At 56.5% G+C, this 24,281-nt stretch carries 27 protein-coding genes and 1 pseudogene; 14 read left to right on the top strand and 14 right to left on the bottom strand.

Translation table 11 applies throughout. The features are described from left to right. Positions 1-219: 219 nt before the first annotated feature. Together ACYVJT_RS06375 and ACYVJT_RS06370 are read right to left on the bottom strand one after the other, a co-directional pair. Positions 220-774: a hypothetical protein gene (locus ACYVJT_RS06375; RefSeq protein ID WP_343956035.1), complete on the bottom strand. Its 555-nt coding sequence runs from the start codon at positions 772-774 to the stop codon at positions 220-222. After that, a complete protein-coding gene (locus ACYVJT_RS06370) occupies positions 771-2,030 on the bottom strand; it encodes an MFS transporter (RefSeq protein WP_343956034.1) in 1,260 nt (419 codons plus the stop codon). The genes ACYVJT_RS06375 and ACYVJT_RS06370 overlap by 4 nt, the downstream gene beginning before the upstream one ends. Before the next feature lie 81 nt (positions 2,031-2,111). Here ACYVJT_RS06370 and ACYVJT_RS06365 point away from each other — a divergent pair, with 81 nt between their 5' ends. From ACYVJT_RS06365 to ACYVJT_RS06355, 3 genes are read left to right on the top strand one after another with little or no spacing between them, the layout of a single operon-like run. Further along, positions 2,112-2,873, top strand: coding sequence for a lytic transglycosylase domain-containing protein (locus ACYVJT_RS06365; protein WP_343956039.1), 762 nt, complete (start codon positions 2,112-2,114; stop codon positions 2,871-2,873). Positions 2,874-2,932: 59 nt separating this feature from the next. Then, positions 2,933-3,598, top strand: a complete 666-nt coding sequence (locus ACYVJT_RS06360; protein WP_343956033.1) for a YczE/YyaS/YitT family protein — start codon at positions 2,933-2,935, stop codon at positions 3,596-3,598. Then, on the top strand, positions 3,588-4,232 hold the full coding sequence (locus tag ACYVJT_RS06355; RefSeq protein WP_343956032.1) for a hypothetical protein: 645 nt from the start codon (positions 3,588-3,590) through the stop codon (positions 4,230-4,232). The genes ACYVJT_RS06360 and ACYVJT_RS06355 overlap by 11 nt, the downstream gene beginning before the upstream one ends. Positions 4,233-4,247: 15 nt before the next feature. On the opposite strand, the gene ACYVJT_RS06350 is transcribed toward ACYVJT_RS06355, so the two are convergent. Together ACYVJT_RS06350 and ACYVJT_RS06345 are read right to left on the bottom strand one after the other, a co-directional pair. Then, positions 4,248-4,715, bottom strand: coding sequence for a hypothetical protein (locus ACYVJT_RS06350; RefSeq protein ID WP_343956031.1), 468 nt, complete (start codon positions 4,713-4,715; stop codon positions 4,248-4,250). Further along, positions 4,708-6,351, bottom strand: coding sequence for a sodium/proline symporter (locus ACYVJT_RS06345; RefSeq protein WP_343956030.1), 1,644 nt, complete (start codon positions 6,349-6,351; stop codon positions 4,708-4,710). The genes ACYVJT_RS06350 and ACYVJT_RS06345 overlap by 8 nt, the downstream gene beginning before the upstream one ends. Before the next feature lie 492 nt (positions 6,352-6,843). On the opposite strand from ACYVJT_RS06345, the gene ACYVJT_RS06340 reads away from it, so the two are divergent. The 5 genes from ACYVJT_RS06340 to ACYVJT_RS06320 all read left to right on the top strand — a co-directional run bounded on the left by ACYVJT_RS06340 (position 6,844) and on the right by ACYVJT_RS06320 (position 9,802). After that, positions 6,844-7,455, top strand: a complete 612-nt coding sequence (locus ACYVJT_RS06340; RefSeq protein WP_343956029.1) for a hypothetical protein — start codon at positions 6,844-6,846, stop codon at positions 7,453-7,455. 103 nt (positions 7,456-7,558) lie between these two features. Then, the gene (locus ACYVJT_RS06335; protein ID WP_343956028.1) at positions 7,559-7,786 is read left to right on the top strand and encodes a hypothetical protein; all 228 of its coding nucleotides are present in this window, start codon (positions 7,559-7,561) and stop codon (positions 7,784-7,786) included. After that, positions 7,755-7,952 (top strand): penicillin acylase family protein, encoded by a 198-nt coding sequence (locus ACYVJT_RS06330; RefSeq protein WP_343956027.1) that lies wholly within the window; start codon positions 7,755-7,757, stop codon positions 7,950-7,952. The genes ACYVJT_RS06335 and ACYVJT_RS06330 overlap by 32 nt, the downstream gene beginning before the upstream one ends. Positions 7,953-8,072: 120 nt before the next feature. Then, on the top strand, positions 8,073-8,960 hold the full coding sequence (locus ACYVJT_RS06325) for an alpha/beta fold hydrolase (protein ID WP_343956026.1): 888 nt from the start codon (positions 8,073-8,075) through the stop codon (positions 8,958-8,960). An 86-nt stretch (positions 8,961-9,046) separates the two neighbouring features. Next, entirely contained in the window at positions 9,047-9,802 is a 756-nt protein-coding gene (locus ACYVJT_RS06320; RefSeq protein WP_343956025.1) for a DedA family protein, read from the top strand. A 58-nt stretch (positions 9,803-9,860) separates the two neighbouring features. Here ACYVJT_RS06320 and ACYVJT_RS06315 read toward each other — a convergent pair whose 3' ends face one another. From ACYVJT_RS06315 to ACYVJT_RS06300, 4 genes are read right to left on the bottom strand one after another with little or no spacing between them, the layout of a single operon-like run. Further along, positions 9,861-10,439 (bottom strand): dihydrofolate reductase family protein, encoded by a 579-nt coding sequence (locus ACYVJT_RS06315; RefSeq protein WP_343956024.1) that lies wholly within the window; start codon positions 10,437-10,439, stop codon positions 9,861-9,863. Further along, the gene (locus tag ACYVJT_RS06310) at positions 10,436-10,756 is read right to left on the bottom strand and encodes a putative quinol monooxygenase (RefSeq protein WP_343956023.1); all 321 of its coding nucleotides are present in this window, start codon (positions 10,754-10,756) and stop codon (positions 10,436-10,438) included. The genes ACYVJT_RS06315 and ACYVJT_RS06310 overlap by 4 nt, the downstream gene beginning before the upstream one ends. A gap of 12 nt (positions 10,757-10,768) precedes the next feature. After that, entirely contained in the window at positions 10,769-11,416 is a 648-nt protein-coding gene (locus tag ACYVJT_RS06305; RefSeq protein WP_343956022.1) for a dihydrofolate reductase family protein, read from the bottom strand. A 19-nt stretch (positions 11,417-11,435) separates the two neighbouring features. Next, complete coding sequence (locus ACYVJT_RS06300; RefSeq protein WP_343956021.1) at positions 11,436-12,110, bottom strand: winged helix-turn-helix transcriptional regulator; 675 nt, start codon at positions 12,108-12,110, stop codon at positions 11,436-11,438. Positions 12,111-12,558: 448 nt separating this feature from the next. Between ACYVJT_RS06300 and ACYVJT_RS06295 the strand changes: the two genes are divergently transcribed. From ACYVJT_RS06295 to ACYVJT_RS06275, 5 genes and pseudogenes are all read left to right on the top strand, one after another. Then, positions 12,559-12,810, top strand: coding sequence for a Smr/MutS family protein (locus ACYVJT_RS06295; protein ID WP_343956020.1), 252 nt, complete (start codon positions 12,559-12,561; stop codon positions 12,808-12,810). Between the two features lie 384 nt (positions 12,811-13,194). Continuing rightward, positions 13,195-13,755, top strand: a complete 561-nt coding sequence (ectA, locus tag ACYVJT_RS06290) for a diaminobutyrate acetyltransferase (protein WP_343956019.1) — start codon at positions 13,195-13,197, stop codon at positions 13,753-13,755. 148 nt (positions 13,756-13,903) lie between these two features. Then, positions 13,904-15,196, top strand: coding sequence for a diaminobutyrate--2-oxoglutarate transaminase (gene ectB / locus ACYVJT_RS06285; RefSeq protein WP_343956018.1), 1,293 nt, complete (start codon positions 13,904-13,906; stop codon positions 15,194-15,196). 18 nt (positions 15,197-15,214) lie between these two features. Next, a pseudogene (locus ACYVJT_RS06280) lies at positions 15,215-15,607 on the top strand (ectoine synthase); the annotation flags it as partial. A gap of 295 nt (positions 15,608-15,902) precedes the next feature. Beyond that, the gene (locus ACYVJT_RS06275) at positions 15,903-17,183 is read left to right on the top strand and encodes an OmpA family protein (RefSeq protein WP_343956017.1); all 1,281 of its coding nucleotides are present in this window, start codon (positions 15,903-15,905) and stop codon (positions 17,181-17,183) included. 80 nt (positions 17,184-17,263) lie between these two features. Here the strand turns inward: ACYVJT_RS06275 and ACYVJT_RS06270 are convergent, their stop codons facing one another. From ACYVJT_RS06270 to ACYVJT_RS06260, 3 genes are read right to left on the bottom strand one after another with little or no spacing between them, the layout of a single operon-like run. Continuing rightward, positions 17,264-18,109: an urea carboxylase-associated family protein gene (locus ACYVJT_RS06270; protein WP_343956016.1), complete on the bottom strand. Its 846-nt coding sequence runs from the start codon at positions 18,107-18,109 to the stop codon at positions 17,264-17,266. Between the two features lie 24 nt (positions 18,110-18,133). Next, entirely contained in the window at positions 18,134-19,276 is a 1,143-nt protein-coding gene (gene ald / locus ACYVJT_RS06265) for an alanine dehydrogenase (protein WP_343956015.1), read from the bottom strand. A gap of 4 nt (positions 19,277-19,280) precedes the next feature. Beyond that, positions 19,281-20,372 carry a tellurite resistance/C4-dicarboxylate transporter family protein gene (locus ACYVJT_RS06260; protein WP_343956014.1) on the bottom strand — a complete coding sequence of 364 codons (1,092 nt, stop codon included), beginning with the start codon at positions 20,370-20,372 and terminating at the stop codon, positions 19,281-19,283. 245 nt (positions 20,373-20,617) lie between these two features. Between ACYVJT_RS06260 and ACYVJT_RS06255 the strand changes: the two genes are divergently transcribed. Then, positions 20,618-21,184, top strand: a complete 567-nt coding sequence (locus ACYVJT_RS06255; protein ID WP_343956013.1) for a hypothetical protein — start codon at positions 20,618-20,620, stop codon at positions 21,182-21,184. A 493-nt stretch (positions 21,185-21,677) separates the two neighbouring features. On the opposite strand, the gene ACYVJT_RS06250 is transcribed toward ACYVJT_RS06255, so the two are convergent. The 3 genes from ACYVJT_RS06250 to ACYVJT_RS06240 are packed head-to-tail and all read right to left on the bottom strand — an operon-like array spanning position 21,678 to position 24,203. Beyond that, the gene (locus ACYVJT_RS06250; RefSeq protein ID WP_343956012.1) at positions 21,678-22,901 is read right to left on the bottom strand and encodes a signal peptidase I; all 1,224 of its coding nucleotides are present in this window, start codon (positions 22,899-22,901) and stop codon (positions 21,678-21,680) included. Continuing rightward, the gene (locus ACYVJT_RS06245; protein WP_343956011.1) at positions 22,888-23,544 is read right to left on the bottom strand and encodes a SipW-dependent-type signal peptide-containing protein; all 657 of its coding nucleotides are present in this window, start codon (positions 23,542-23,544) and stop codon (positions 22,888-22,890) included. The genes ACYVJT_RS06250 and ACYVJT_RS06245 overlap by 14 nt, the downstream gene beginning before the upstream one ends. Positions 23,545-23,570: 26 nt before the next feature. Beyond that, positions 23,571-24,203 (bottom strand): SipW-dependent-type signal peptide-containing protein, encoded by a 633-nt coding sequence (locus tag ACYVJT_RS06240; RefSeq protein ID WP_343956010.1) that lies wholly within the window; start codon positions 24,201-24,203, stop codon positions 23,571-23,573. Between the last annotated feature and the right edge of the window lie 78 nt (positions 24,204-24,281).

Raw genomic sequence — 24,281 nt, 5'->3', positions numbered from 1 at the left:
AGCCTTAGGCTTCCGTAATCTCATGCATTACATCACCAGAGCACTGCTCGACACCGGCGGATTCAGACACCAACTACACTCATTTTTACGATGAGCCTCTTTTGGGAGCTCCCGAACCGGTGTCATCGTGTGGCATGCCATCGCCATCACTCTGTACGCGGTTGTCACGGGTGCCTTGATGGCAGGGCTGTTCAGTCTGACCGGTGCCTGAGGTGTTGATCAGTGCTCTGTCGGCGTCGTCGAAGATGCATTGCCGTCGTCGGTCAGGAGAGGCTCCACGGAATTTGTTGGAGCTAACAGCCCGCGCACCGCGGTGAGCACCAGCATGACCAGCACTACGAACAGGATGAGTTCGGCCGCGATATAAAAGTAGTGGGTCGTGGAGCCGCCGTCGGAAGTGCCACCCAGTACGGCGTCGGTGTGTGAGGCCAACAGTGGACGAATGACGACGGTTTTGACAACCAGCACGGCAAGAGCGATGGCACTGTAGCGCTGGATTTTGGCAAAGTAGGGCAGCGCTTGGAATCGATGGTTTCGCCGCAGCGTGATCAGCGCGACCAATAACGCGATGCCCAAAAGCACTTCGACGATGTTCATAGCGAAGAAGACGCGACGGCCGATGCCGAGCCCCAGCGGAATGGTGATGCCGGGTGCCGTGAATTTCAACGGGGCTTCGATACCGGAGATGCCGATGATCAGCCCCATCCAGAGTGCTGGAATTAGCAGCATCATCGCGCGTGCCCATCGAGGAGCGTGGGCGGTTCTGGTGATCATGATCGGTTCTCCTTCCGAAGTGTGCGGCGGTACAGGGCGATGGTGACCGCTCCACACAGTAGGTAGGACAAGCCTACGAACAGCCAGCCTGCCATAAATGAATGCGTCATATCCTGAAGCAACCCCATAATGAGCGGTCCCAGCGCGAAACCGGTGTACATGCCCATCGAGTTTAGTCCGGAGGCCGCACCGATCTTATGTGCGGGCACCACCCGAAGGAGACCTGCGTTGATCACGACATTGGCGCCGAACACGGTGATGCCGTGAAGTGCGGCACCTGTCCACACGAGTGCGGGCTGTTGCCAAAGCGCTGCCCCGAGAAACGCCAATACACCAAGCAGCGCGCCACCGCTGATAAGCATGAGTAAGCGGGATGGTTCGGCACCGGCCTGCATCCGGCGACTCCACGCAATGCGTGAGACCACACCGATAATGCCGGACGCCGCAGCGGCCGCGCCGCCGAGGACCAACGAAAAATCGAGCTCCTGGACGGCAAACAATGGCAGATACACGTTGGTTGCCTGCATGCCCATGCCGGATAACATCGCAATTGCCGCAAAGAAGTAGACCACGGTGGGCAATGATTCTTTGGACTCAACCGTCGAAATTTTGCCGGTGTCTACCGTGACCTCGGCTGGTTCCGGCTCCGGTGCAGCTTCGTGTCGCCGAGCCAACTGGGCTGACGATGGCACATATTTCAGGGAAACCAGCCACAGCAGGATGCACACGAGCGCCCCACCCAGTGCTGCTCCGGTCCATCCCAGCGCGAGTGCGACCGCGGGGAAGAACAGCCCGGAAAATAATTGGGAGGCTTGAACACCGGATTGCTTGACACCGATCCAGCCGGTCCGTTTTTCAAGTGGCACGGCACGCATGATGACCCGGTTGGTGGTCGGATTCGAGATCGACTGCGCCGGGCCAGCCAGTACCGCGGCCACAAGCAGCAACCAATAACTCTCAGCAAACGCGGCAACGGCCAGTGCGAGGGCGGTGCCGAGAAAGATCAACACCATTTGACGTCGAACACTGATTTTATCGGCCAGATTGCCCAACCAAATACTGGAGACGGCGGCCGCAGCAAAGACGACGGTGACAATAAAACCAATCTGGCCTGCGGTGATGCCCAGCTGTTCGATAATGAGCGCGGACGATACTGAAACGCCGTAATTGAACAGTGGCCCCGCGCCCATCGCGCACAACAAAATGATCAGCAGTCCGGTCGAAGCTGAAGCGGCAGGAATTTTCGGTGAGGTCACATCCTTTAGGGTAACCGTTTTTGCTCAGGAAATACCCGCGTTGATGGTCTATGTTAGAAACCATGAAAGGAGGCGCCTGTGATGACATCCCACCGCAAGCTCAGCGCCACTGCAGGTCGGAGCGTTGGCGCGGTCATCGTTGGACTACTCCTGGCGAGCTGTTCGTCGAACGAGGCCGAACACGATCCGGGGCCACCGGAAGCACCACCCAACCTGGAGGCTGTGGCCGCCGAAGCCCATAGTGAGTCGACCGAAGACGTGCCTATCGCGCAGCTGGCTGATTCAACATGGGTAGAGGCAACTGCCACGGAGTACGCCATCCCGCAGCGTGCCATGTCCGCTTACGCCGGCGCGGCCTTGCGGATCGCAGAAACGCGCCCCGAATGTCAGCTTGGTTGGAACACCCTGGCGGGCATTGGCTCCGTCGAGACCTCGCACGCAAGTATTGATGACAGTGGCCTGGATGGTGCCGGAGTTGCTGAACCTGCAATTACCGGCCCGGTGCTGGACGGCAGTGAAGGCATCGCGGAAGTCGCCGACACCGACCAAGGGGAAATCGACAACGACGAGCAGTGGGACCGAGCCGTGGGGCCCATGCAATTTTTGCCCGAGACGTGGGAAACCTATGCGGTCGATGGCAATCTCGACGGGCAGCTCGATCCACAACAGATCGATGATGCAGTGTTAACCGCGGGCGTGTACCTGTGTGAGAGTGCCGGGGACTTGACCGATGACGATGAATGGGTTCAGGCCATTACCACCTACAACCAGTCGATGGAATATGCCCGTAACGTCGCCGATGCCGCACCACAGCGGGCACTCACGGGCAGTACCGCAGAATAGTGGCGCTACAATACAGTGAGTCTGGCACCGACGCTAGACCTGAATGCGAGGAGGCGCGGGTGCGCGACGAGATGCCGAAACCAGCGAGCGTAGTACAGCGTTGGCTGGTTTTTCTGCTCGGTGTGTTCGTCATGTCCATCGGCATCGCACTAAGCGTGCACGGGCAACTTGGCACCGCTCCCATCTCGACCTTCCCTGCTGTCATGGACGCGGCGACCCCATTTTCACTCGGCACGTTTACAGCGCTGATGAACCTCACCTTCGTGCTACTGCAGATACTGATTCTTCGACGTCGGTTTCGGCTGTTCCAACTGGTACAGATCCCCATAGCATTCGTCTTCGGCGCGGTCATCGACTTTTCGTTACTCTTGACCAGGTGGGCCCAGACTGATCAGTATCTTCTACAATGGGTCGTCACCATTCTCGGCGCGCTGATCCTTGGCATCGGTGTCTACATTCAGATTCAACCCAAGCTGTTATACCTGCCCGGTGAGGGCATCACCATGGCGCTCACCCAGGTCACCTCGATTCGGTTTGGTACCATGAAACAGCTCGTCGATTGGTCGATCGTGCTCATAGCGATCGCCGTTTCCGTGCTCTTGATGCAGCGACTCGAAGGTGTTCGAGAAGGTACCGTGTTTGCCGCATTTGCTGTCGGGGGAGTCGTCAAGACGATTGAGTCCATCCGGCAACGTCGACAAAGTTCTCGCCCCCATGGCGTCTAATCTGCATCACGCGATGCATGTGTTACATCAGACAGGTCAGGTCTACCTGCCGGGAGCACCCGTCGTCTGGACGGACACTGCGAAGAACTTTCTACTGGCCAGTGTGATATTTGCCAGTCTGATTGGTGTCCTTGGCCTGGGCGGCTTCGTATTCGCCGTCATCACAGCGGTTGTTGCTGGTTCGCTTGCATTGTTTCTGGTTTTTGGGATCTTTTCGCTGTTCCCAGTCGTGTTCGCCGTACTGGTATGGCTAAACTACCTTCGCCTGCAACGCCACCACCCGTCAGGCTCCGAATTTCAGCCGGTCATTATTGACGCACGTGGGCTGACCATGCGTGGGGTTGGCCCCATCGCCTGGGACGATTTCTTGCCGCCGCGCTACAAGATAGTCAGCGGTGAAATGCGCGGAAGCCAAACGCGAGCGGTCTTGCCCCTGACAGCTTCAGGAGTGTCCAACCTGAACTCGCGGCTACCCAGCGACGTGCGGAACCGCTTATCGCCACCGGGCGGGTTGTTGGGACGACGCCCCAACAACCGGTATATGTACGTTCCAGGTGTGGACGGATTGACGCCACGAGAAATGATGGATCTACTGACCGCGGCGTACCGCGTATACGGTAAGCCGCGGGCATGAGACCAGGCTTGACGGCTAGCCCTTCCCGTCCTTATCACTGAGGTCAATGCCCTCAACGGAATCCACGAGGAGCAATTCGTCCTTTGGGCCTTTCGTATAGAAGAAGGCCTTATAGACTGCCTGCTGCCTGACCAGCTCAATATTGGGTACTTTATAGATCCGGAACTTATATCGCAGCCATTTCATGACGACCTTCTGCGCAGCTGCGGTGGCCGCTTCATGGCTCATCAGTTGCGGTATGAGGGCATCGTCACTAATTTCTATGGGGCGAGATTTCGGAAACATATTGGAACGCGCAGCTTCACCCCGCACGAGGTCCACGGTGATCGCCGAATAGACGATCCGAGGTTTCATGAAGAGTCGTTGGATCTCAATTTTGAAATACAACACCAGATTCGGATAACAGACGATGTTCTGGGCCTCGAGCTTATATGGCGTTTCAATGAGCCGGATGACACTGGTCGTGCCGGGATCATTATCCAAGGGACGCCTTGCCTGAAACGCGGGTGAACGGGCTCGCGGTCGTGATCTTGCGTTCTAATAAGTCGCGGACGATGTGCTTATCAGATTTCATGCGCAGATCATCGGCCGACATGTTCCTCACGTACTCGTGTTCGGATTCGAGGAATGACGGGGTGCCGACGGCGTTCTTTTCGTTATAGGTAGACCACATTTCTTGGAATTCCTCGTCGTCGGGTGATTTGGTCAGCAGGCTGACAATCACGATCGTTGCCAACGCGGCGATAAATGCTGGCCCGCCTTCGTAAATATCGATGGGCGGCCAAAAGTACCAAAGGATGGTGACGACTGGTCCCACGATCATTCCGGAAATCGCGCCCCATTTGGTGACGCCTTTCCAATACAGTGCAAGGATCACCGGCGGACCGAAGCATGTAGCCAGTCCTGCCCATGCGAACACGGCGAGCCAGAAGACAGAGTCGAATGGGTTGATCGCGATCACGACGCCAATAGCTCCGATGACGACAGTAGAAATCTGTGATACCAGAATGGTCTTTTTCTGACTGAGTCGACCTTTATAGAAGATTTTGTTCCAGAGATCTTCGGCGAGCGATGAAGACGTGATGAGCAGCATCGAGTCAATTGAGGACATGAGTGCTGAAAGTGCCGCGGCGATGATGATGCCACCAAGCCACCAGGGGAGTAGCTCTATAGCCATCGTCGGGAAAATCTCCTCTGGGTTGTCAATACCCGGGAAGAGCGTTAATCCGGCCAGCCCAATGAAGACCGCGCCGTAGTAGGCAATCATCATCCAAATAATGCCAATAAGCGCAATCTTTTTGACATCACGCGTTGTCCGAAGTGCCATATAGCGAACTAGGACGTGCGGTGCGCCATTGAAACCGATGCCGATAAACAAGTAGCTCACGATTGCTATCACACCGGCAAAGGTGAGGGTTGGGTTACCAAAGAACGGCTGGAGAAAATCAGAGCCCATCGTGTCCGTGATTGAGCGGCCCATCTCATTGAAACCACCAATGTTCATGATGCCGACGATTGGCAACACAATAAAGGCGGCTGCCATGAGCACACCTTGAATAAAGTCTGTAATGGTCACAGCAAAGAATCCGCCGACAACCGTGTAGAGGGTCGTCACAATACCGCCGACGATAACGCCGGTGCTGAAGTTCATGTCGAGTACGACTTCAAACAGCACACCGAATGCCACGAACTGGGCGCAAATATATACGGTCTGAAACACGGTCATCATAATGATGGACACCACACGCATGACATTTGTGTGGTCTTGATACCGTGTGGACAAATAGTCAACGATTGTGAGCGACTTCAGCAGCTTGGAGAGCCGCCGGAGAGGTTTAGCAAAAAATACCCAGTTAAAGATGGAGAAAACACTCGATACCGCATTCCACGCGGCGCTCATACCAGTTGAGTATGCTTCGCCGGGGAGTCCGGCGGTCATGAATCCGCTGCTTTCGGACGCCTTCTCACTCATGGACATCACCCAGGGACCTACGCGATTTCCGCCAAGAAAGTAGTCCGAGGATCCTTGGTTGCTAGCCTTCGCCGACCAGATGCCTATTCCTAGCATCATGAGTAAGTACAGGATCAGAATGATGAGTATGCCGGTTGTGTACTCCACGTCAGTCCCTCGATTCGATTTCTTGCTTGAGCAATTCGTCTTCGAGCCGTTCTTTCTTGACCTCTCTGACGTAGAACAGCACAACAGCAGTGATCATTAGAATCGGTGGAACAATCATTATGAGCCACCCGAATAGGGGAAAGCTATCCACGACGTCCTCCTAAGGTATGAAAAAAGACCGCCAACACCATACTCCTTGGCCGTTCCTTCGTAGTGAACTAGAACATAGCTCTCACGTTAGCTCATAGAGTACGGTACGGGCTACCACGAATATATCTGTATACGGCTATGACATGTCTAGGGTAGCCTGACCGTGTTCGACTGAACTTTCATATAGTCGTGTTGCGTTTGACGAATATTGACCGAAGACTTCGCGGCATTCGGAGTCATCAACTTACCGCTACATACCAAAGAGTTGGCTGTGTTTGATCACCTGCCAAGTGTTCGTCGTATGGTCTAATGTTGTATATGTCGCCGACCTTGAACCAAGCCATGACTACATTGCACCAGACCGGTAGGGTGAGCCTCCGAGGTGACGCTTCAACCTGGTCATCTGTTACACGGATCCTGATCATCGCGCTGTGCGTCCTGGTGGGCGTCATGTCCGTTGGTGGCACTACGGTCATAATCTTCGTGAGTGTTACGGATCCGAGCATTGGGCCGGTGCCGCTTTTCGCGCTCATCCCGGGTCTCCTGGCAATGGGTGGCATGATGACTTGGCTAGTATCCGTTGCGCGGAAGCGAAGTCGCTACAGCGCTACCGAAACAGATCCTGTCATCCTCGACCCGAATGGTCTAACGATGCGCGGTGTGGGCCCCATTCCGTGGAGGGATTTTGGTCCGGCACAGCACAAAATGGTGCAAGCTGAACATGATGGGGGCTTTGTTCGACGGGCCGTCATGGAACTGAGCCCATCCGGGCTCTATAACGTCAATGAGCGCACTCCGTTTGAAATACGTGAGAAGCTCTCTCCCGCGGTGGGCCCCTTCTGGAACCGACACCACCGCTACATATATATCCCCGGTGTCGAGGGCTTGAAAACGAAAGAAGTCATGCAGCTCATCAATGCCGGCCACCGCTTATTCAGCGGCGCTCGCTTCTAGGTATGGTGACTTGAGCCCATCGCAGAGGGGCCATGTGGCCTATACGTGTTGCAGGTCACGTATCCTGGGGTGAACTCATCACTTACTCGCGGAGACCCACGTCATGACAGAAAAAGCTACCCGGACGAAATCGAAACGTACTCGACTGCTGAAATTCTTTTTGGGGACGCTTTCCGCCCTGGTCGTGGTGGCTCTGGCAGTTGGTGGTTTCGTCACGTGGTCGGTGTTTCGAGCATTTCCAGACACCGAGGGGGTACTTGAAGTAGCTGGCCTCGAGCAGTCCGTCACAGTGCAACGCGATGAGCCGGGGGATCCCAACGGTTACCGCTGAGACGTCGCATGACCTCTTTATGGCCCAGGGATTCGTTCATGCCCAAGACCGTTTTTGGGAAATGGATTTCCGTCGCCACATGACCGCAGGACGACTATCGGAACTCTTTGGTGCCTCGCAACTCGACACCGCCGAACGATCTCCGTTGATGAGGGCGGACTCATAATCGACTATCCCTGCCTCGTCAAGCGCGTGTATCGGTAGCTCACCACCCAAACGCCGACGGTGACCACTTGGTCCGCGCCCGGCATTGAGCCGGTCGTCACCAACTGGAACTATAGGAAGTATGACGTTTGGGATTGACTCAGCGACCACACATCCCGTGGAGGCGCCCACTCCGTGGCGGCGTGGGCGCAAAGCGCTGATGTATGTCGCCGTGTTGGCTGGGGTTGCGGCGATAATTTTCGTCGTCCTGTGGTTCATGCAACGCTCGATGATCTACTTTCCCGACACCTCTGAGGTGCCGCCCGCCGAAGATGCATTGCTCGGTGGCGAAGATATCGTCTTGCACACCTCGGATGGATACGAACTCGAGGCGTGGTTTGCGCCGCCAGCACCGGAAGCCGACGATCGACAGACGGCCGTGCTCATGGGACCCGGAAATGCGGGGAACAGGGAAAACAGAGCCGGCATCGCCCAGCACTTTCAAGAACAAGGCTTTGCCATGCTGCTGCTGGAACATCGTGGGTACAGCACCAATCCTGGTTCCCCGACCGAAGAAGGTCTGATCCGTGACGGTTTTGCTGCCGTGGACGCCCTCGAGGCTCAGGGGTACCAACCCGACCAAACCATTTATTTCGGCGAGTCCATCGGGAGCGGAGTGGTCGCGGCACTCATCGCGGAAAGACCGCCAGCAGTGGTCGTGTTGCGCTCGCCGTTCACCGAACTAGCTGACGTGGGCCGTCACCACTATCCTTGGCTACCGGTGCGAACCGTGCTATGCGACAACTTCCCGGTGATTGACCAGGTACGTGAAACCGAAGTTCCCGTGACCGTCATCAGAGCCGCAGAGGATTCCGTGATCCCCGCACAACTGAGTGCTCAAGTGGCTCAGGCAGCGCCGAATCTCGTCGAAGAACACATCATCGACCAAGCAGACCATAACGACCCGGTCATGTTTGGACCAGACATTGCTGAAGCAGTGACCCGAGCCGCCGACGCCGCTCAAGACTGAGGCATGCGGATAACGTTGATGCCAAAAACCTTGGTGCTTCACCCCGTCAGCGGCTATTTTCCAGGGACGGTAGATACGATGAGAGCATGCTTGATCCGCTCGCAATGTTCTCCGGAGCCACACCCGATGACGTCTCGTACGGCTGGCTAGGCGATCTGCTGCTGACTGTCATGGAGGCTCTCGGGCCGGTCGGCCTGGGGCTGATGGTGTTCGTGGAAAACATTTTTCCACCGATCCCGTCCGAATTATTCCTTGCGCTCGCAGGTTTTAGCGCAGCCAGTGGCGCCTTTACCCCGGCCGAAGGCATTCTATGGGCGACTATCGGCTCGGTGACCGGTGCGCTCGTCCTCTATGGTCTAGGGGCGTGGCTCGGGCGGCGTCGATTGTATAAGATCGCCTACGCCATGCCCTTGGTAGACATCGACGACGTGGAGCGTACCGAGCGATGGTTCATCAGGTTCGGATATTGGACGGTCTTCCTGGGCAGGATGATCCCGATCTTCCGCTCTCTGATTTCTATTCCTGCCGGGATTGAGCGGATGCATCTCTGGCTGTTCACCCTGTTTACGGCGCTAGGATCGGCGATTTGGAACACCTTGTTCATCATGGGTGGGTATCTGCTGGGCTCAAATTTCCACATCATCTCGGATTATGCCGATGTGTTCTCCAATGTGGTGCTCGGCACTGTCGTCGTGGTGTTGGTGGTATGGATCATTCTTCGTGTCATGCGGAATCGACGTCGCGCACGCGATCCGAGCTACGAGCCGGAGACTCCTGAAGAGGCTGCGGCGAGGATAGATGACCTCGTGAGGCGGGGCCCTTCAGATCAAGGAGATAAGTGATCATACAATTCGCGTGGGGCTGCCGTCTCATTGATCGACGCCGGCGGTCCACGAAATCCTAGGGCACCCTGTATTGGATATGTGTGACACCGTTGCCCTCGACCACACGATGCTGCTGCAGCTCGAGACGGTCATCGAATTGCTCGAAGAGTCTCCGTCCCCGCTGCAATATGTGTGGCACAAGGTGAACTTGTAGCTCCTCCAGCACCTCGTGGATCAGCGCCTGTTGGATAGCGCCACCGCCGTGTAATCCCACATCGCGACCTTGTGCTGCAGCATGGGCTCGGTCGAGCGCGGTTTCGAACCCTTCGGTGACGAAGTGAAACGTTGTCCCTTCACGCACGTCATCTGACCGTGGTCGATTCGTCAGAACAAAGATGGGCACTTCAAACGGCGGGTGCGGTCCCCAAACAGCCTGGGCATGTTCGTAGCTGTCACGGCCCATGATCATCGCGCCGAGTCGTTCGAATTCGTCGCGGAGGAGCTCGTGAGTCGTCAGTTGTTGTCTGTCGGCTACATCGTGACGAAACCAGCTATGCAGAACCGAACCTGCTTCACCCATGGGTGCATTCTGGCTCGGATTCGCTCCAACATAGTAGCCGTCCAATGAGACACTGATACTTGCATAGACCGTCACGGGGTCGCCTCCGGGGTGGTGTTATCCGTGCTGAACGGATCCCGGCTATATTCGATGAGATACTCTTGGACCCACCCACCAATAAACTCAACGTCTGTGTCGGGTGGCTCGGCCTGAGCGCGGAAGGCATCGAGATCTTCCTGGGTATTCCACAGCTCAAACATATTCATTCGAGCGGGATCGGCGGTATCGACGCTGATCGAGAAATCCAGGCAACCCGTTGCTTGTCGTGCTGTCTTGATAAAATCTGTAAAGGCATGGACATACTCGTCGCGGTCGGGAGGATCGACTTCGAGGTATCCGGCAATAATAATCATGACGGCACTTCCTTAGACTTCTTGGTGCGAGTCTTTACCGTCCTGGACGGCTGCAGTTTGCGTGATTTGGAGTTCTTCGGGACGCATTTCGACGTCGAAAACTCCGTTTTCGGTCACGGTCCCGTGCTGAACATTCATCCTGTAGGACGGGCCGGGTTCATCAAAGAGACTGAAACCGTCAGCGACGGTGACCGGGGCAATGAGAAAACGGTAGACATCAACGAGGCCAGCCTTATGCAGGGCTCGAGCAAGTTGAATGCTGCCGTGAACCTGCAATTCTTTTGCACTGTCGACAGTCTTTAACTCGGTTACGGCATCGAGGAAATTGTTGTCCAACACGTTGGTCGTATCGGCCCATTCGTTGCCGACCGGCGATGATGTGACGACGTGCTTCTGTGCGGTATTGAGGATCCGGGCGACATCGTTCTGGGGATCGGTGACCTGGGGCCAGTATCCGGCGAAGACATCGTAGGTGGTTCGGCCCAAGAACAGCGCGCCGCATTGTTCAAACCACCGGTTGACTGCGGTGCTGCAGCTGTCATCCCAGACCGTGAAGAGCCAGCCGCCATCGTTGAAGCTGTTACGGGTATCTTCGTCTGGGCCTCCGGGTGCCTGGCTTACCCCGTTGAGGGTCATAAAGAGGTTGATGCTGAGTTTCATGGTGGTAGTCCTTCCATATTTAGGAGGTGTCGGTAACTGTTTCAAAATCATCCAAGGGGACGTGAAAAGCGCGGCTAAACGTCGCCAAGGCACCATCTGGGCCGGTTACTTCGGCTGCGCCAGAAGCAATCGCCTCCGACGCTGACATGTGGCCCGCCAACAACAATCTGAGTTGGGGGCCGGCCAGAATGGTCACATCGGCGGTGAAATCAGGCGCACCGGCACCAACTTCGATTTGCCCGCCGTGTGCACGAGCCCAGGCGATAGCAGGTCCTGCATGCAGTTCGTAGGTTGTCAGCGATGTGAGCACGTCGGGCTGGTAACCGCTGCGAAGAGCAGCGGCGAGTGAGGCACTGGTGATTACATCATCTGGCTCTGGAGTGCTCATGCGTTGAGCACCCCATCGTCCGAGAGCATCGAGGACGGGCCCGAGTTGCTTGCCATAGGCGGTCAGTCCGTAGACCACACCGGCTTGCGTGGGTCCAGCGATTTGGCGTTGTGCAATGCCGGCGGTTTCGAGTTCGCGCAAACGGGTAGTCAGCACGCTGGTCGGAATCCCCGGTAGCCCATCGTGGAGTTCTTTGAACCGTCGAGGGGAGATGCTCAGATCTCGCACCAACAGCAGTGCCCAACGTTCTCCAAGCACTGATGCTGCTTTCGCTAACCCACAAAATTGACCGTAATCTTTGCTCATAACTTCATTTTATGAAGTGTACTTTGAAATAACAATCAAAAATGTCAAGGAGCATCGTGCTCGGGTTGAGGGCCACAGCGTGGTGTAGAAAGATGCTGCGGCCCGCGAATCGGCCTGACTAGGGGAGTCGTAGGATGCTCTTCGGGGTACTTGTGCGTCGCAAAATGCTGCCGGTACCGTGAAGTTTATGGGCCGGATTGTTTACGAAACAGCAACAAGCTTTGATGGTTATATTGCTGATGTACAAAATTCTTCGAGGCCGAGGCGCTTGGTGAGCTGATCTTCACCATGGCTCCGGTAGCGCTTGGGCAGGGTGCCCCACTGCTCTCAATGCGAATAGACTCAGACCAGCTGACGTTGACGTCGGCTCAACAGGTGGGGCAGTTTGCTCGCCTCACCTACACCATCTCGTATCCCAAATAGCAGGAAAGCCTGAGGAACTCGATTCATGCGTCTCAAGTTGGATCTGCACGACATCTACAACAAGAGTAAAGACTTAGACCGGGCGCTGCATGACATTATCGATGAAGCTGAAGAAACCCGCGCGAAGAAAGTCGAGATCATTCCCGGCAAGGGGAGCGGGGCGCTGAAGAAGCGTGTGCTGCGTTTTCTTGACCGCAAGGACATCAAAGCACGCTATCACCGAGTGGAAAAGGACAGTAAGAACTCAGGGCGACTCTACGTGCACTTCAAGCACTGACTGTCCGCTTCGTCAACGGGCACCGCTAGTGAATGATTCGGTTGTGACGAACGCAAAAGACGCTCTCTGGGTAGTGGGGTCCAGGTGAACTTGTGATCAAGGTCTTGGTTTGATTGAGTGGCTCGACGGGGTGGCCTCGCCTGATCCGAGGGGATAGTCGCGAATCGTTCAAGCCAGAGACGATGAATTGATAACGCTGAGACAACAGGTTTATAACGAAATGATAACAGTCATTGAGGTGGTCTTGCCTTCCCGTCGAGCTCCTGAAAACCGCGACTCATTGCGGTCAGATCGCAGAAAGCGTGTGTCGAATTTCGTTGAAATGAGCAGTATGGGGCAGGTTTTCAGGTTGCTATTGACGATCAGTTCGCTATTCTGGAGACCATGCCATATTCCGAAACCAAGAATGATCATTCCGGTTACGTAATTGATTGCCGACCGCCGAAGCTGTCAGACGGTGCAGCTATGTGGAGGTTGACTCGTGACACCGGGGTCCTGGACTTGAACTCTTCGTACCAGTATTTACTCTGGTGCCGCGATTTCTCCTCGACGAGCGTGGTCGCTGTATCTCAAGATGAGCAGTTGCTCGGTTTCATCACCGGCTTCATGCGTCCTGACGATCCAGAGACCTTAATGATCTGGCAGGTAGGCGTCGACGAGGCAGCGCGCGGACATGGACTAGCCAGCCGCATGCTGGACTACCTGGTCGATACCACTTCAGCTCAAAACCTCGAAACGACCGTCACCGATGATAACGCCGCGTCGATTCGGCTGTTTGCTTCACTGGCAGACCGGCACGACGCGGTACACGACATCACCCCGTTGTTCACTCCGGAGATGTACCCGGACGGACACGACACCGAATACTTGCACCGTATCGGTCCATTAGTGCCAAACACCGGGCAGGACTCCACTGAACAACGTCACCTTGCCGTTGTGCGCTAACGCGCCAACGACTCAATAAACTTCTGCGCGCCGCTGTGCTGCAAGTCTGCTGTGCTGCGCGCAGGCCCTATTTTCCAACATCACTGGCACGCTGACGCCCAAGTCAGAGCAGACACCATGATTGACGACGACCTGGGAAAGGATCCTCATGGACACCGAAATTTTTAACACCACCGAATCTGAAGTACGTAGCTATTCACGTGGCTGGCCAACCGTATTCACGAAAGCCTCCGGCTCGGTCATGACCGATGAGCAGGGCAAAGACTACGTCGACTTCTTCGCCGGCGCTGGCGCCCTGAACTACGGCCATAACAACCCAGAACTGCGTTCCGAGTTGGTCGAGTACCTGACCTCAGATGCCCTGGTGCACTCGCTGGACATGATGACCCCATCCAAACGTGAGTTCCTGCAGACCTTCAAGGATGTGATCCTGGAACCACGCGGCCTGGACTACAAAGTCATGTTCCCCGGGCCAACAGGTACCAACACCGTTGAAGCCGCACTGAAACTTGCTCGTAAAGTGACTGGTCGTCAGCACATTCTGTCCTTCACCAACGCTTTCCACGGCATGACCCTTGGTTCACTGTCTGTCACAGGTAACTCGATGAAGCGCAAGGGCGCGGGCATGACGTTGACCAACAGCTCGAAGATCCCATACGACGACTACTTCGATGGTGAAACCCCCGACTTCCTGTGGCTCGAGCGCGTGCTGGAAGACTCCGGCTCCGGTGTCGATAAACCCGCCGCCATCATTGTTGAAACCGTTCAGGGTGAAGGCGGGCTCAATGCGGCACGCGCCGAATGGTTGCAAGAACTGCGCAACCTGACGGCTCGTCATGACATCCTACTCATCGTCGATGACGTCCAGGCAGGTTGTGGGCGTACCGGTAGCTTCTTCAGCTTCGAAGAAGCCGGCATTACTCCAGACATCGTGTGTGTCTCGAAATCCATCTCCGGTTATGGTCTGCCAATGGCATTGACCCTGTTCAAGCCAGAACTTGACGTCTGGGCACCGGGCGAACACAACGGCACGTTCCGCGGCAGCAACCCGGGCTTTGTGACCGCAACCGCAGCACTGCGTCGCTACTGGGCCGATGATTCGTTCCAGAAGGGTCATCTCACTCAGGTGATCGATACGGTGCAAGATGCACTGACCAAGATTGCCATCGAAGTTGAAGGCACCTCAGTCAAAGGCCGTGGACTGTTGACCGGGCTGTACTTCTCGGATTTCGACGCTGCCGGTAAAATTGCGAAGAAGGCATTCGAAAAGGGCCTGCTGGTAGAAACGTCCGGTCCAGAAGATGAAGTCCTGAAGTTGATGCCAGCTATGACCATCGAGCTCGACGTACTAGAGCGCGGCCTGAAGATTCTGGCCGACTGCGTCAGCGAAGTCACTGGACAGGACATCACCCTGGTACTGGGTGAAACCGTCAACGCCTAAGCGAGAGGAACACTTTTTATGATCGTTTCCCAACTGGAAGATCTCAACGACACCGAGCGTGACGTCAAATCCGAAACCTGGCGCTCTCGTCGCATTGTGCTGGCCCGCGAAGGCGTTGGCTTTTCGATGCACGACACCGTCATCTACGCCGGTACAACGTCGACGTTCCACTATGAGAACCACATCGAAGCTGTGTACTGTGTCCAGGGTGAAGGCACCCTGACCAACGAAGAAACCGGTGAAGTGCACCAGCTTCGCGATGGTACCTTGTACCTGCTGGATGGTCACGAGAAGCACACCGTGCGTGCGACCACCGAGCTGCGCATGGCATGTGTGTTCAACCCGCCGGTCACCGGCCGTGAAACGCACAACGAAGCCGGTGTCTACCCGCTGGTGACAGAGGAAGCTGCCGACCGCAAGGTGCCAACCGGCGCTCGCGTTGGCGAAGAATCAAAGATTGCCAGCCAGGCTGATGTCTCTGTGAAATCCTAAGCAAAGACAAATACACATGACGGCGGGTGTCGCACCACAGGGTGCGGCACCCGCCGTCATTGTGACACGTATGATGCCCAGGTCATCTGCACGTGTGTAGCGATGACATCGGCTGAAAAGTCTTTAATGATGCGTGTAACTTTCCTGCTGTATCGAACGACTCACAGGCACCACAGCTATATCAATCGCGGAGACTAACCATTGGGGGAGACAAATGACCACCAGTAAACCCACCATCTTGTACAGAACCCTGGGCCTGGCACTGCTGAGTTCCTTCGCGCTGAGCTCGTGTGCCCCGGAAGAAAGAGCAGGCTTCCGTGACGAAGAAGCCGCCTCGCAGGAAACCGAAGCGGTCGATCAGGATGATGAAGACACCTATTCTGGCGACTCCCTGGTCGCCGAAGTTGATGACCCCGTCGAATTTCAACAATGTCTCGACGCCGAAAATATCGACGGCGCCACCGTTGAATGGCTAGACGACGTCGTCATCCCTGAAGAGGAGCTGGAAGGACTCTCAGCCGACACAGTTGAAGTCGATGGCCAAACAGTAGAAGTGCCTGGTGCTCCAGCTATCGTCATACCAGAGCGAGTCGGCCAAGGTGGATGTCTGATTGAATACCCTGCACCCGGCGGTTGCCTACCGGCAGTGGAAATCTCGGGTTCGTTCATCCCCGGATACCGCATCCCCGAACGCACGGTGCCGGCCGTTGAACTCCCCGATGGGACAGTATTGCATGAGCTCGTCCAAGAGGAAATCATCTCGCCAGCTGTCGAACAAGAGGGTGAATACCAGGAACAGGTCTGCCAAACTGAACCCGATGACGCGGAAGAAGGCGACCACATTGCGCACGTGTATCGTCCACATATTCACCGGCCCCACATCTACGCTTCCCGTAGCCACAACAGCCGCGAGAATCGTCTCGGAGTGACCACGGAAAGCGGTGACCGCGTCCCATCAACGCGGCTACCCAGCTACCGAGTCGACAGTATGCGAGTGGATTCAGCCCGCGTCGATAGCGACCGTTTGGATTCATATCGTGTGGAAGGAACGGAGCACACGGAATACTCCGAACACGATGAGACCACCTCGTACACCACTGAAGGTGACGTGCTCTTCGATAGTGATCAGCACGCGCTCCGCTCTGAGGCCGAGACCGAACTCCAGGCTATTGCCGACGACATTGGAGAACGCGACGAGAGCTACACTATCCGGGTAGAAGGCCACACGGATGATCTGCCGTCCCAAGAATATGCCGACAACGCGGAGCTATCCGAACAGCGCGCAGAAGCTGTCGTCGAATGGTTGCGAGACAACACCACCGTGTCATCCGGGGACGTAACAGCGGAAGGCATGGGTGAGGACCATCCCCGGGCGGATAACAACTCCGAGGAGGGTCGTCAACAAAACCGTCGGGTCGTCATCACCGTTATCCCGAAGGATTACGAACCCGAAATTGACTACGAAGTCGATGGTTCAGATGCCGATGCCCAGTAGGTGTCCCTTGGGTTTCCGCCGATACCGCAGCTCGTTACCTGCTTGAGCTTATATTTTGGACTACGTCAGCTTGTGGTTGATTACTGTGTCCAGTCGTGGCCCTTCATGCCATGCTGTCCTGCGTAGGCAGCGCGCTGGGGCTGACGCCACCCCGTCAGAAGCTGCTCATCAAGGGAAAACACTTCCACACCGAGGGGGCTGCAGACGCTGAGCGTATCGCCAGCGTCAGGGCCGAACATCGGCACCGAGAGGTCGCCGCCAGGACACGTTGATAGTGCGACGAGCAGATCGAGCTCGGCGAAGAATTCAAAATAGTCTCCGTGTTGAGCCGGGGAGGTCTTCATAAAATACTCGTCGGCGGCATTGAGGCCGGTGCACTGGAAAACATTCAGTACATCGTGCACGTCGAACTCCGTGAGGGCGTACGGGGCGACCGCGCGTGTCAGGTTTGAGTGACAATGAAAATCGAAGTCTTCGTCCTCCAACATCCGATTCACATACGGATCGCAGCGGGTGCCGAGTAGATCGTGGACTCTTCCACCTTCGGCATCCTGACCGTAGTCGCGCAGCGAATCACCGGTGATGGTGACCATCGGTCGAAGAAATGGCAGAGTTGACCACAGCCGGTCGAACTCCGTCACATGAGCAGCCTGTAACTGGCGGGTTCTGGCAGCCCACATGCGTTCTCTGGGGTCGTGCAGGTTCCAAAAATTCATGTCGGCCACTTGTGCGCCCTCGATGGTCGTCACACGGCACACATGTCCGGCTGGTACAACCCAGGCACGGCCTGAGCGGATGGGGACGGTCAGCTGTTCGACAAGGTGTTGCTGGTTACCCGCGCGGTCTCGAATCGCTGTATAGAAGGCCCGATCCACATCAAGTGGCCCACCAGGGGCTGACTGATACGCTGCGTCGGTCATGTTCATGGTGAAGTTTCTGACCTCATTTCATTAGGCGTTGGCGAGGATATCCTCAACAGCAGCAAAATCTCGAACCTCTGACAGCCCGAGATCTTCTGCCATGGCATCGTAGACACCACGATGGGTAATCTGTCCGGCGTGTGCATTGAGCCCCGCGGCCAAGCCAGCATCGGCCGCCAATGCGACTTCCCAACCTTTGGAAGCAACCCGCTGGATGTAGGGTAGCGTCGCATTGGTCAGTGCGGCGGTGGAGGTTTGTGGCACGCCGCCGGGCATGTTGGAGACGCAATAGTAGATCTTGTCGCCCACCAAATACGTGGGATTCTGGTGCGTGGTTGGCCGTGAATTCTCGAAGCAGCCGCCCTGATCGATGGCAATGTCGACGAGTACCGAGCCGGGACGCATCTTCTCGACCATCTGTGCCGTCACAAGTTTCGGCGCAGCCGCGCCGGGAATGAGCACAGAACCAATCACCAGGTCGGCGTCGGCTACAGCTTCCGAAATATTCATGGTGTTGGACGCGAGGGTGTCAAGGCGGCCCTGGTGAATCTGGTCGAGCTCGGCCAGGCGTTCTAAGTTCAGATCGATGACCCTGACGTTGGCTCCCATGCCCGCCGCAATGACACCGGCTGCTTCACCGGCCACGCCACCGCCGATGACCACCACGTTGGCGCGACGGGTGCCGGGCACACCACCCATGAGCACGCCGGATCCACCGGTTGCCTGGGTCAGATGGTATGCACCTGCGACCGGAGCCAGACGCCCGGCGACCTGACTCATCGGCGCGAGCAACGGGAGGGCTCGACCGCGGGTGACGGTCTCATAGGCCAGGGCCGTGACCTTGGAATCCAGAATAGCTTTGGTGCACTCGGCTGATGCCGCAAGGTGGAGGTAGGCAAACAGCAGCTGGCCCTCACGCATGCGGGTGAGTTCTTCGTCGACGGGCTCTTTGACTTTCAGCACCATCTCGGCGCGCTCCCACACCTGGGCGGCGTCATCCACGAGCTCGGCGCCTGCCGCACGGTAGTCGTCATCCGAAATACCCGAGCCAATGCCGGCCCCGGCCTGGACCACAACCGTGTGGCCTGCTGTCACCAGTTCGTGGACTCCACCATTGGTGAGCGCGACGCGATTTTCATTATTCATAATCTCTGTGGGAACGCCAATCAACATGAGACTAGAGTACTCCCTTTGCGCGACGGCCGACCACACGTATCGCGATGGTGCGCACCATCGCGACAAAGGTGATGCCCCACGCGATGACCGCCACCCACATCCATCCGGAGCCAACGGCTTCGACAATCGGGAGGTCGTTGACGCGCCCCAGGTAAATGCCTGCCACCGAGTACATGCCCAATGGAAACACAATGCTCCACAGGCCGGGCTCGTAGACGAGTGGTACCTTGCGGAACACGTGCCGCCATATACCGATGCCGAAGAGTGCAGGGATCATCCAGGTGGCGAAACACCAGAACAACACGGCCATCCCCGCGACGAGTCCGCGGGTGACATCGACCATCGGAGAGGAGGCCATTTCTGCGATGCGAGCAGCAGCCACCACCGTGATGGCGAGTGCTCCCATCGAAACCCAGTACGGCGGATTGAATTCGTGGGGATCAAGCGGATACGTCATCATCCGCAGTGCCACGAACACGGCGACCGCAACGTACAGCACCACACCCAGTGACCAGGCAAATACCGCCGTCATCGCCAGGGCATCGCGTGCGCCAGCTAGGTGTGGTTCTAATGTTGCTGCCAGGACTGCGACGGACTGGGCGCCGACCACCCACACGAACCACGAACCGTTGGCCCACTTGATGAGCGGTCGTGTGGCTTTGCCAAGGACGGCGAACACCGGGACCAAATACCCCAGTATGAGCCAGGCGACCGCTGCGATAATCAACAGGATGACGGCGGTGGTCCACCAGCCGGAGAGGGCCAGTCGCGAGCCGAGCACACCGGTCCCGGCGACGAAGGTGAAAAAGCCGAAAGAATGTTGGATGTCGTGGAAGTCGGCCGACATGGCGGGTCGATGAGCGACGAGCCGCCAGAGATTCAACCCGACTAAGATCACGTAGGCAATCGCCGCGATACTCAGCAGCACGATCGACGCGATGAAATATTCGAGCAGGTGCAGGCTGATCGACACGATCCCACTGCCCATCACCAGCGCGAAGTAGCCGGGTGTCAGATCACGCGGGCTCCACCACGGCGTCGATACTGGTGCTGCGGGTGAATGGTGGGGCGTTTGCTCCTGGATGGGTTGCACGGTGCTTCTTTCACACGGGTGATAGGTGTTCTCTCAACACCATAAACGCATCTCCGGCGATGATTGGGCCGGTGATGCGTTTGTGCCCCTCGCGGAGCTGCGGTACAACGCGAAAATATGATGGTAAGACCCTGTACAATTAGGCTCGTACTCATATTAGTCCGCAGCTCAGATTTTCCTCTGGTTTCGATCTGCGCGGGACCGAGGTCACATATGTCTGGTCAACGTTAAGAATCGGAACAGCAATGACGTCCATCATAGAAGGTCAGAGCCGCAAGAGACGAAGCCGAACCTTTCTTGGATCCATGATTATTTTGTTGACCGTGCTTCTGAGCATCTTTGGAGCAGGGCAAAACAAGATCGGAGCCACTGAGGCCAGCTGGACTGCGGAAGCGCACGCCACGGGATTTCTTCAAGCTGGTGCCGTTCCTCCAGCAGAACTCGCCGTTGAGGCATGCGACTATATTCCCGGATTACTAGGCGCCAGGGTCGAGGTGTACTGGTCCGCGCCAGATGGCTATGAACTAGCGAACGCGAACATCCTCGCAGACTCGTCTGGGCTCGGCGCTATCCTTGCCCCACTCACTGGTTTTAACCTCCAAGAAAATACCGTGGAAAATTCTGGCAATGATCACGACTACACAACTACTTTTAGAATGAATTTGCTTGGCAGTCTGCTTCCGCTAGGAGATAGCCTAAGAATTGCCATCCAAATGGAACACCCACAGGCATCAACTTGGACCTCCGATCCTGTCTCCGTCGATGTAAGGACAGGCCTGCTCATTAGTGGTTCGTGCAGCAGGCCTGGGTGATCCTGAGCTAACATCCATTTGCAGGAAACTCATGGCAGAGAGCTTCTGATGCTGTCGTTAGACCTGCGGGAGTACATTAGCATACGTAAGATACGCTCAGCGGTCGCCGAATACGGGTACGTTAGGAATTTCTCGTTGAATTGGAGCCTATGCTCGCGGTCGTTGGAAGGGTGCGCCCGATGTGGTGCTCAGTGTCGCTAGAAGGAAAGCCAACGACACAGCGTGTTCAATCATCTAATTTCGACAACTCGTTTCTGGACGGGCGTATCTGCACTCCTGTGAGTGATGTGGTTCACAAAATCTCGTCAGAAAGCTGCAAAAAATGCCAGAGAGTTTTACCCTGATTGACGCCATGTGCCCCACAAGCCAAGACGCAACCGGCCAAGTGCGTTGAGTCCCCGTTGAAGCGGCCGAGGTTGGAAAAGTTGTTGCAGTCCGGTTTGCGCTTGCCCGACCGGATCACCGGCTGGCAACCTGGGCAGCAGGTGAGCGATCACGACGGACCACGTCCGGACTTACGTCGCAGACTATGGCCACGGGCTGTTGTAATGGCCAAACCAGCGATGATCAACACCACGGCTATAGCTATACTCCACAGGGCGCCGGTGAAACCAGTGCTCGCAAGTCCTGTATCAGCATCGTCCGTGGTGGGGGAGGACTCACTGTTGTCAGGAGTCATGCTCAGTTCTTCCCCCGATCCGGCGGCTGTGACCCGGAATTTTGCAGTGGTTTCCTGTATGGAAGCCCCGGGTGAATCTGAAAGAGTTGCGGTGATGAGTACGCGACGGGGTTCTTCCGTCGACATTGTCCCTATGGGCTGGGCAACATTGCTGTCGGCCAACTGTGGGGTGTTAATTTCCCAGCGCTGTGCATCTTCGGCGCAATCGCCCGTGGCAGTGGGGTGTGGGCTGCACAGAGTCACCACGGTGGTCAACGCGTCCGGTTGTTCAGCGAGTTGGCCTGTGGCGCTCAAGTGCAGATCAATGACGTCTGGTTCGGGTGTATCCGCCCAGATATCTACAGCCCAGGTCGCTGAATCACCCGGCGCCAGGTTTGTCATGCGTTCGACATCTCCGAAGGAACGCATCCGTAAGTACTCACCGGACACATCGCTCTCCTCCGGGCTGGTCAGCAGTGGCGCAGCTACGACTAAAGCCAGCGGTAAAACCAGGGCCTGGGCACTGTGTACACCACGTTTGGGCGCAGAAGTTTCTTCATCTTTACGAGGCCAGAAGGCCCAAACTACCAAGGCGCTAGCTGCCAGTGTCAGCCCACCAAGTACCAGCGGGTTTTGGAACCATTGAATGACCGGAGCTACACCCGGTATCGAGAAGAACACGCGGCGCACGGTCTGGGCGGTATAGGGTTCGGGGTCGTCGACGTTATTTGCATCCCCGCGCATCACGAAAGTCACGGCATCAGATTGTGGATCGAGGTCTGTAATTTCTGTGACCCTGTGCGTTACCGGTAAAAGGTCGTCTCCCCGGTCGACTGTGACGATATCCCCTTCGCTCATCTCGGCGGCAGGAATCTCGCGTACCAAGGCAATGGAGCCTGCTGGGATCGTCGGATCCATAGACCCGGTACGGAACATCATGATCGACACGTTCATGGTCAGCCCAACTACAACCAAGATGAGGCAGATGGCGCCAGCCACCGCCAGCACCGAGAGCAAAATATCGCCGAGCCGGGAACGCAAGCGTTTAGCTGTCGTCAATTGATGTCGCACTCCAGACCCAAATATGTTGGGTATCTGTCCCCTGCATTGCATTTGGTGTGTTTTCATCCAGCTGCACGTGGAAACAGTACTCGACCACGTTTTGCCCAGCAGAGGAGACTACGTGTGGATCGTTGGTTTCCGGAGGGTCGCTCAGCGGAACCAATGCTGCACCATTTGGGCCGAAGCTCGATGGTCCACAGGCGGGCGAAGACCCCTCACTTGGGACAGCGACCCGGTAGCTTAGATGTGGAGCCAGAGCCCCGGTGGTCTCGAAAGGAGCGACTGTGATTTCGCCATCCATCGTGGTGTCGGGGCTCGACCGGATCAATACCGAAGCGTAGACGTCTTGGCCTGGGTACATGTTCGTAGAATCGAACTGCATCTGGCCTTCGCTGTTCCACGTGCCGTCTACGTTGGCTTCAATCCCAAAAATGCCGGTTTGGAACTCACCAGAAGCATTTTCTTGATCGGTCCATGCCGCGAACGTGGCAGATGCTCCGACGCCCAGCACCAATCCGCCTGCCAGCAGCGCTCTGACCTGACGACGACGTCGAACCGTGTTGGCGCGGCGCCGTCGTCCTACAGAGCCTCGTGATTCGAGGCTCTGCGATGCGTCCATAGGAGCGTCGTTGTTAGACACGGTGCGGTGAAAATCCTAACCGGAGCTTATTCATCGGTGGATCTACCGATGAACTGCCATTGAGCGGTTGTAGATGCGCCTTCGACGAGTTCTTCCCCTGCAGATACTTCGAAACAGAGCACGGACGGAGCTCCAGCCGCCTCTTCTGCACCGGCTGTCAGTTCAACTAAATTGGCGCCCTCTGCAGAAGTCATAGCGGTACCCGTCGGGACGACTGTGGTCCCACTAGCATTAGCGGTACATTCCTCAACTGAGGCGACCTCGGTAATGCCGTAGGTGAGGTTCTGACCATTGGGGCCGTCAACGCTGGCCGAGTCGAGATTAACTTCAGCGTTATAAGTTGTTGATTCGTCCAAGCGCAGTACAAATGGTGCGCTAACGGTGTCATCTGGCGCCATGTTGTCTGCACCGGCCAGTTCGAAGGTGAGCGCCGCAACGCCGTCTTCTTCAGGAGTGTGGTCGTTGAATGAGCCTTCTTCACCACTCACGCTGGATTCGATGTTGAATGAGCCTGTGCTAAAGATGCCTTCGGCCCATTCCTGGTCCGTCCATGCGGCCAGGGTGACCGCGGCGCCGACACCGAGGACAAGTCCACCGGCGAGTAGAGCTTTGACTTTACGAGAAGTGGTTTTTTGCGGCTCAGTAGTTGCCTGCGACATGTGATGGTCTCCTGCAGTGTGAGTTGAGCAGTGTCGAGACTCCGACACCTGTTAGTTATGGGCAGTAAACACCCAATA

Source organism: Yaniella soli (assembly GCF_054782375.1).
Note: the sequence above shows the minus strand (reverse complement) of the source record. Positions and strands in the feature narration are given on the sequence as shown.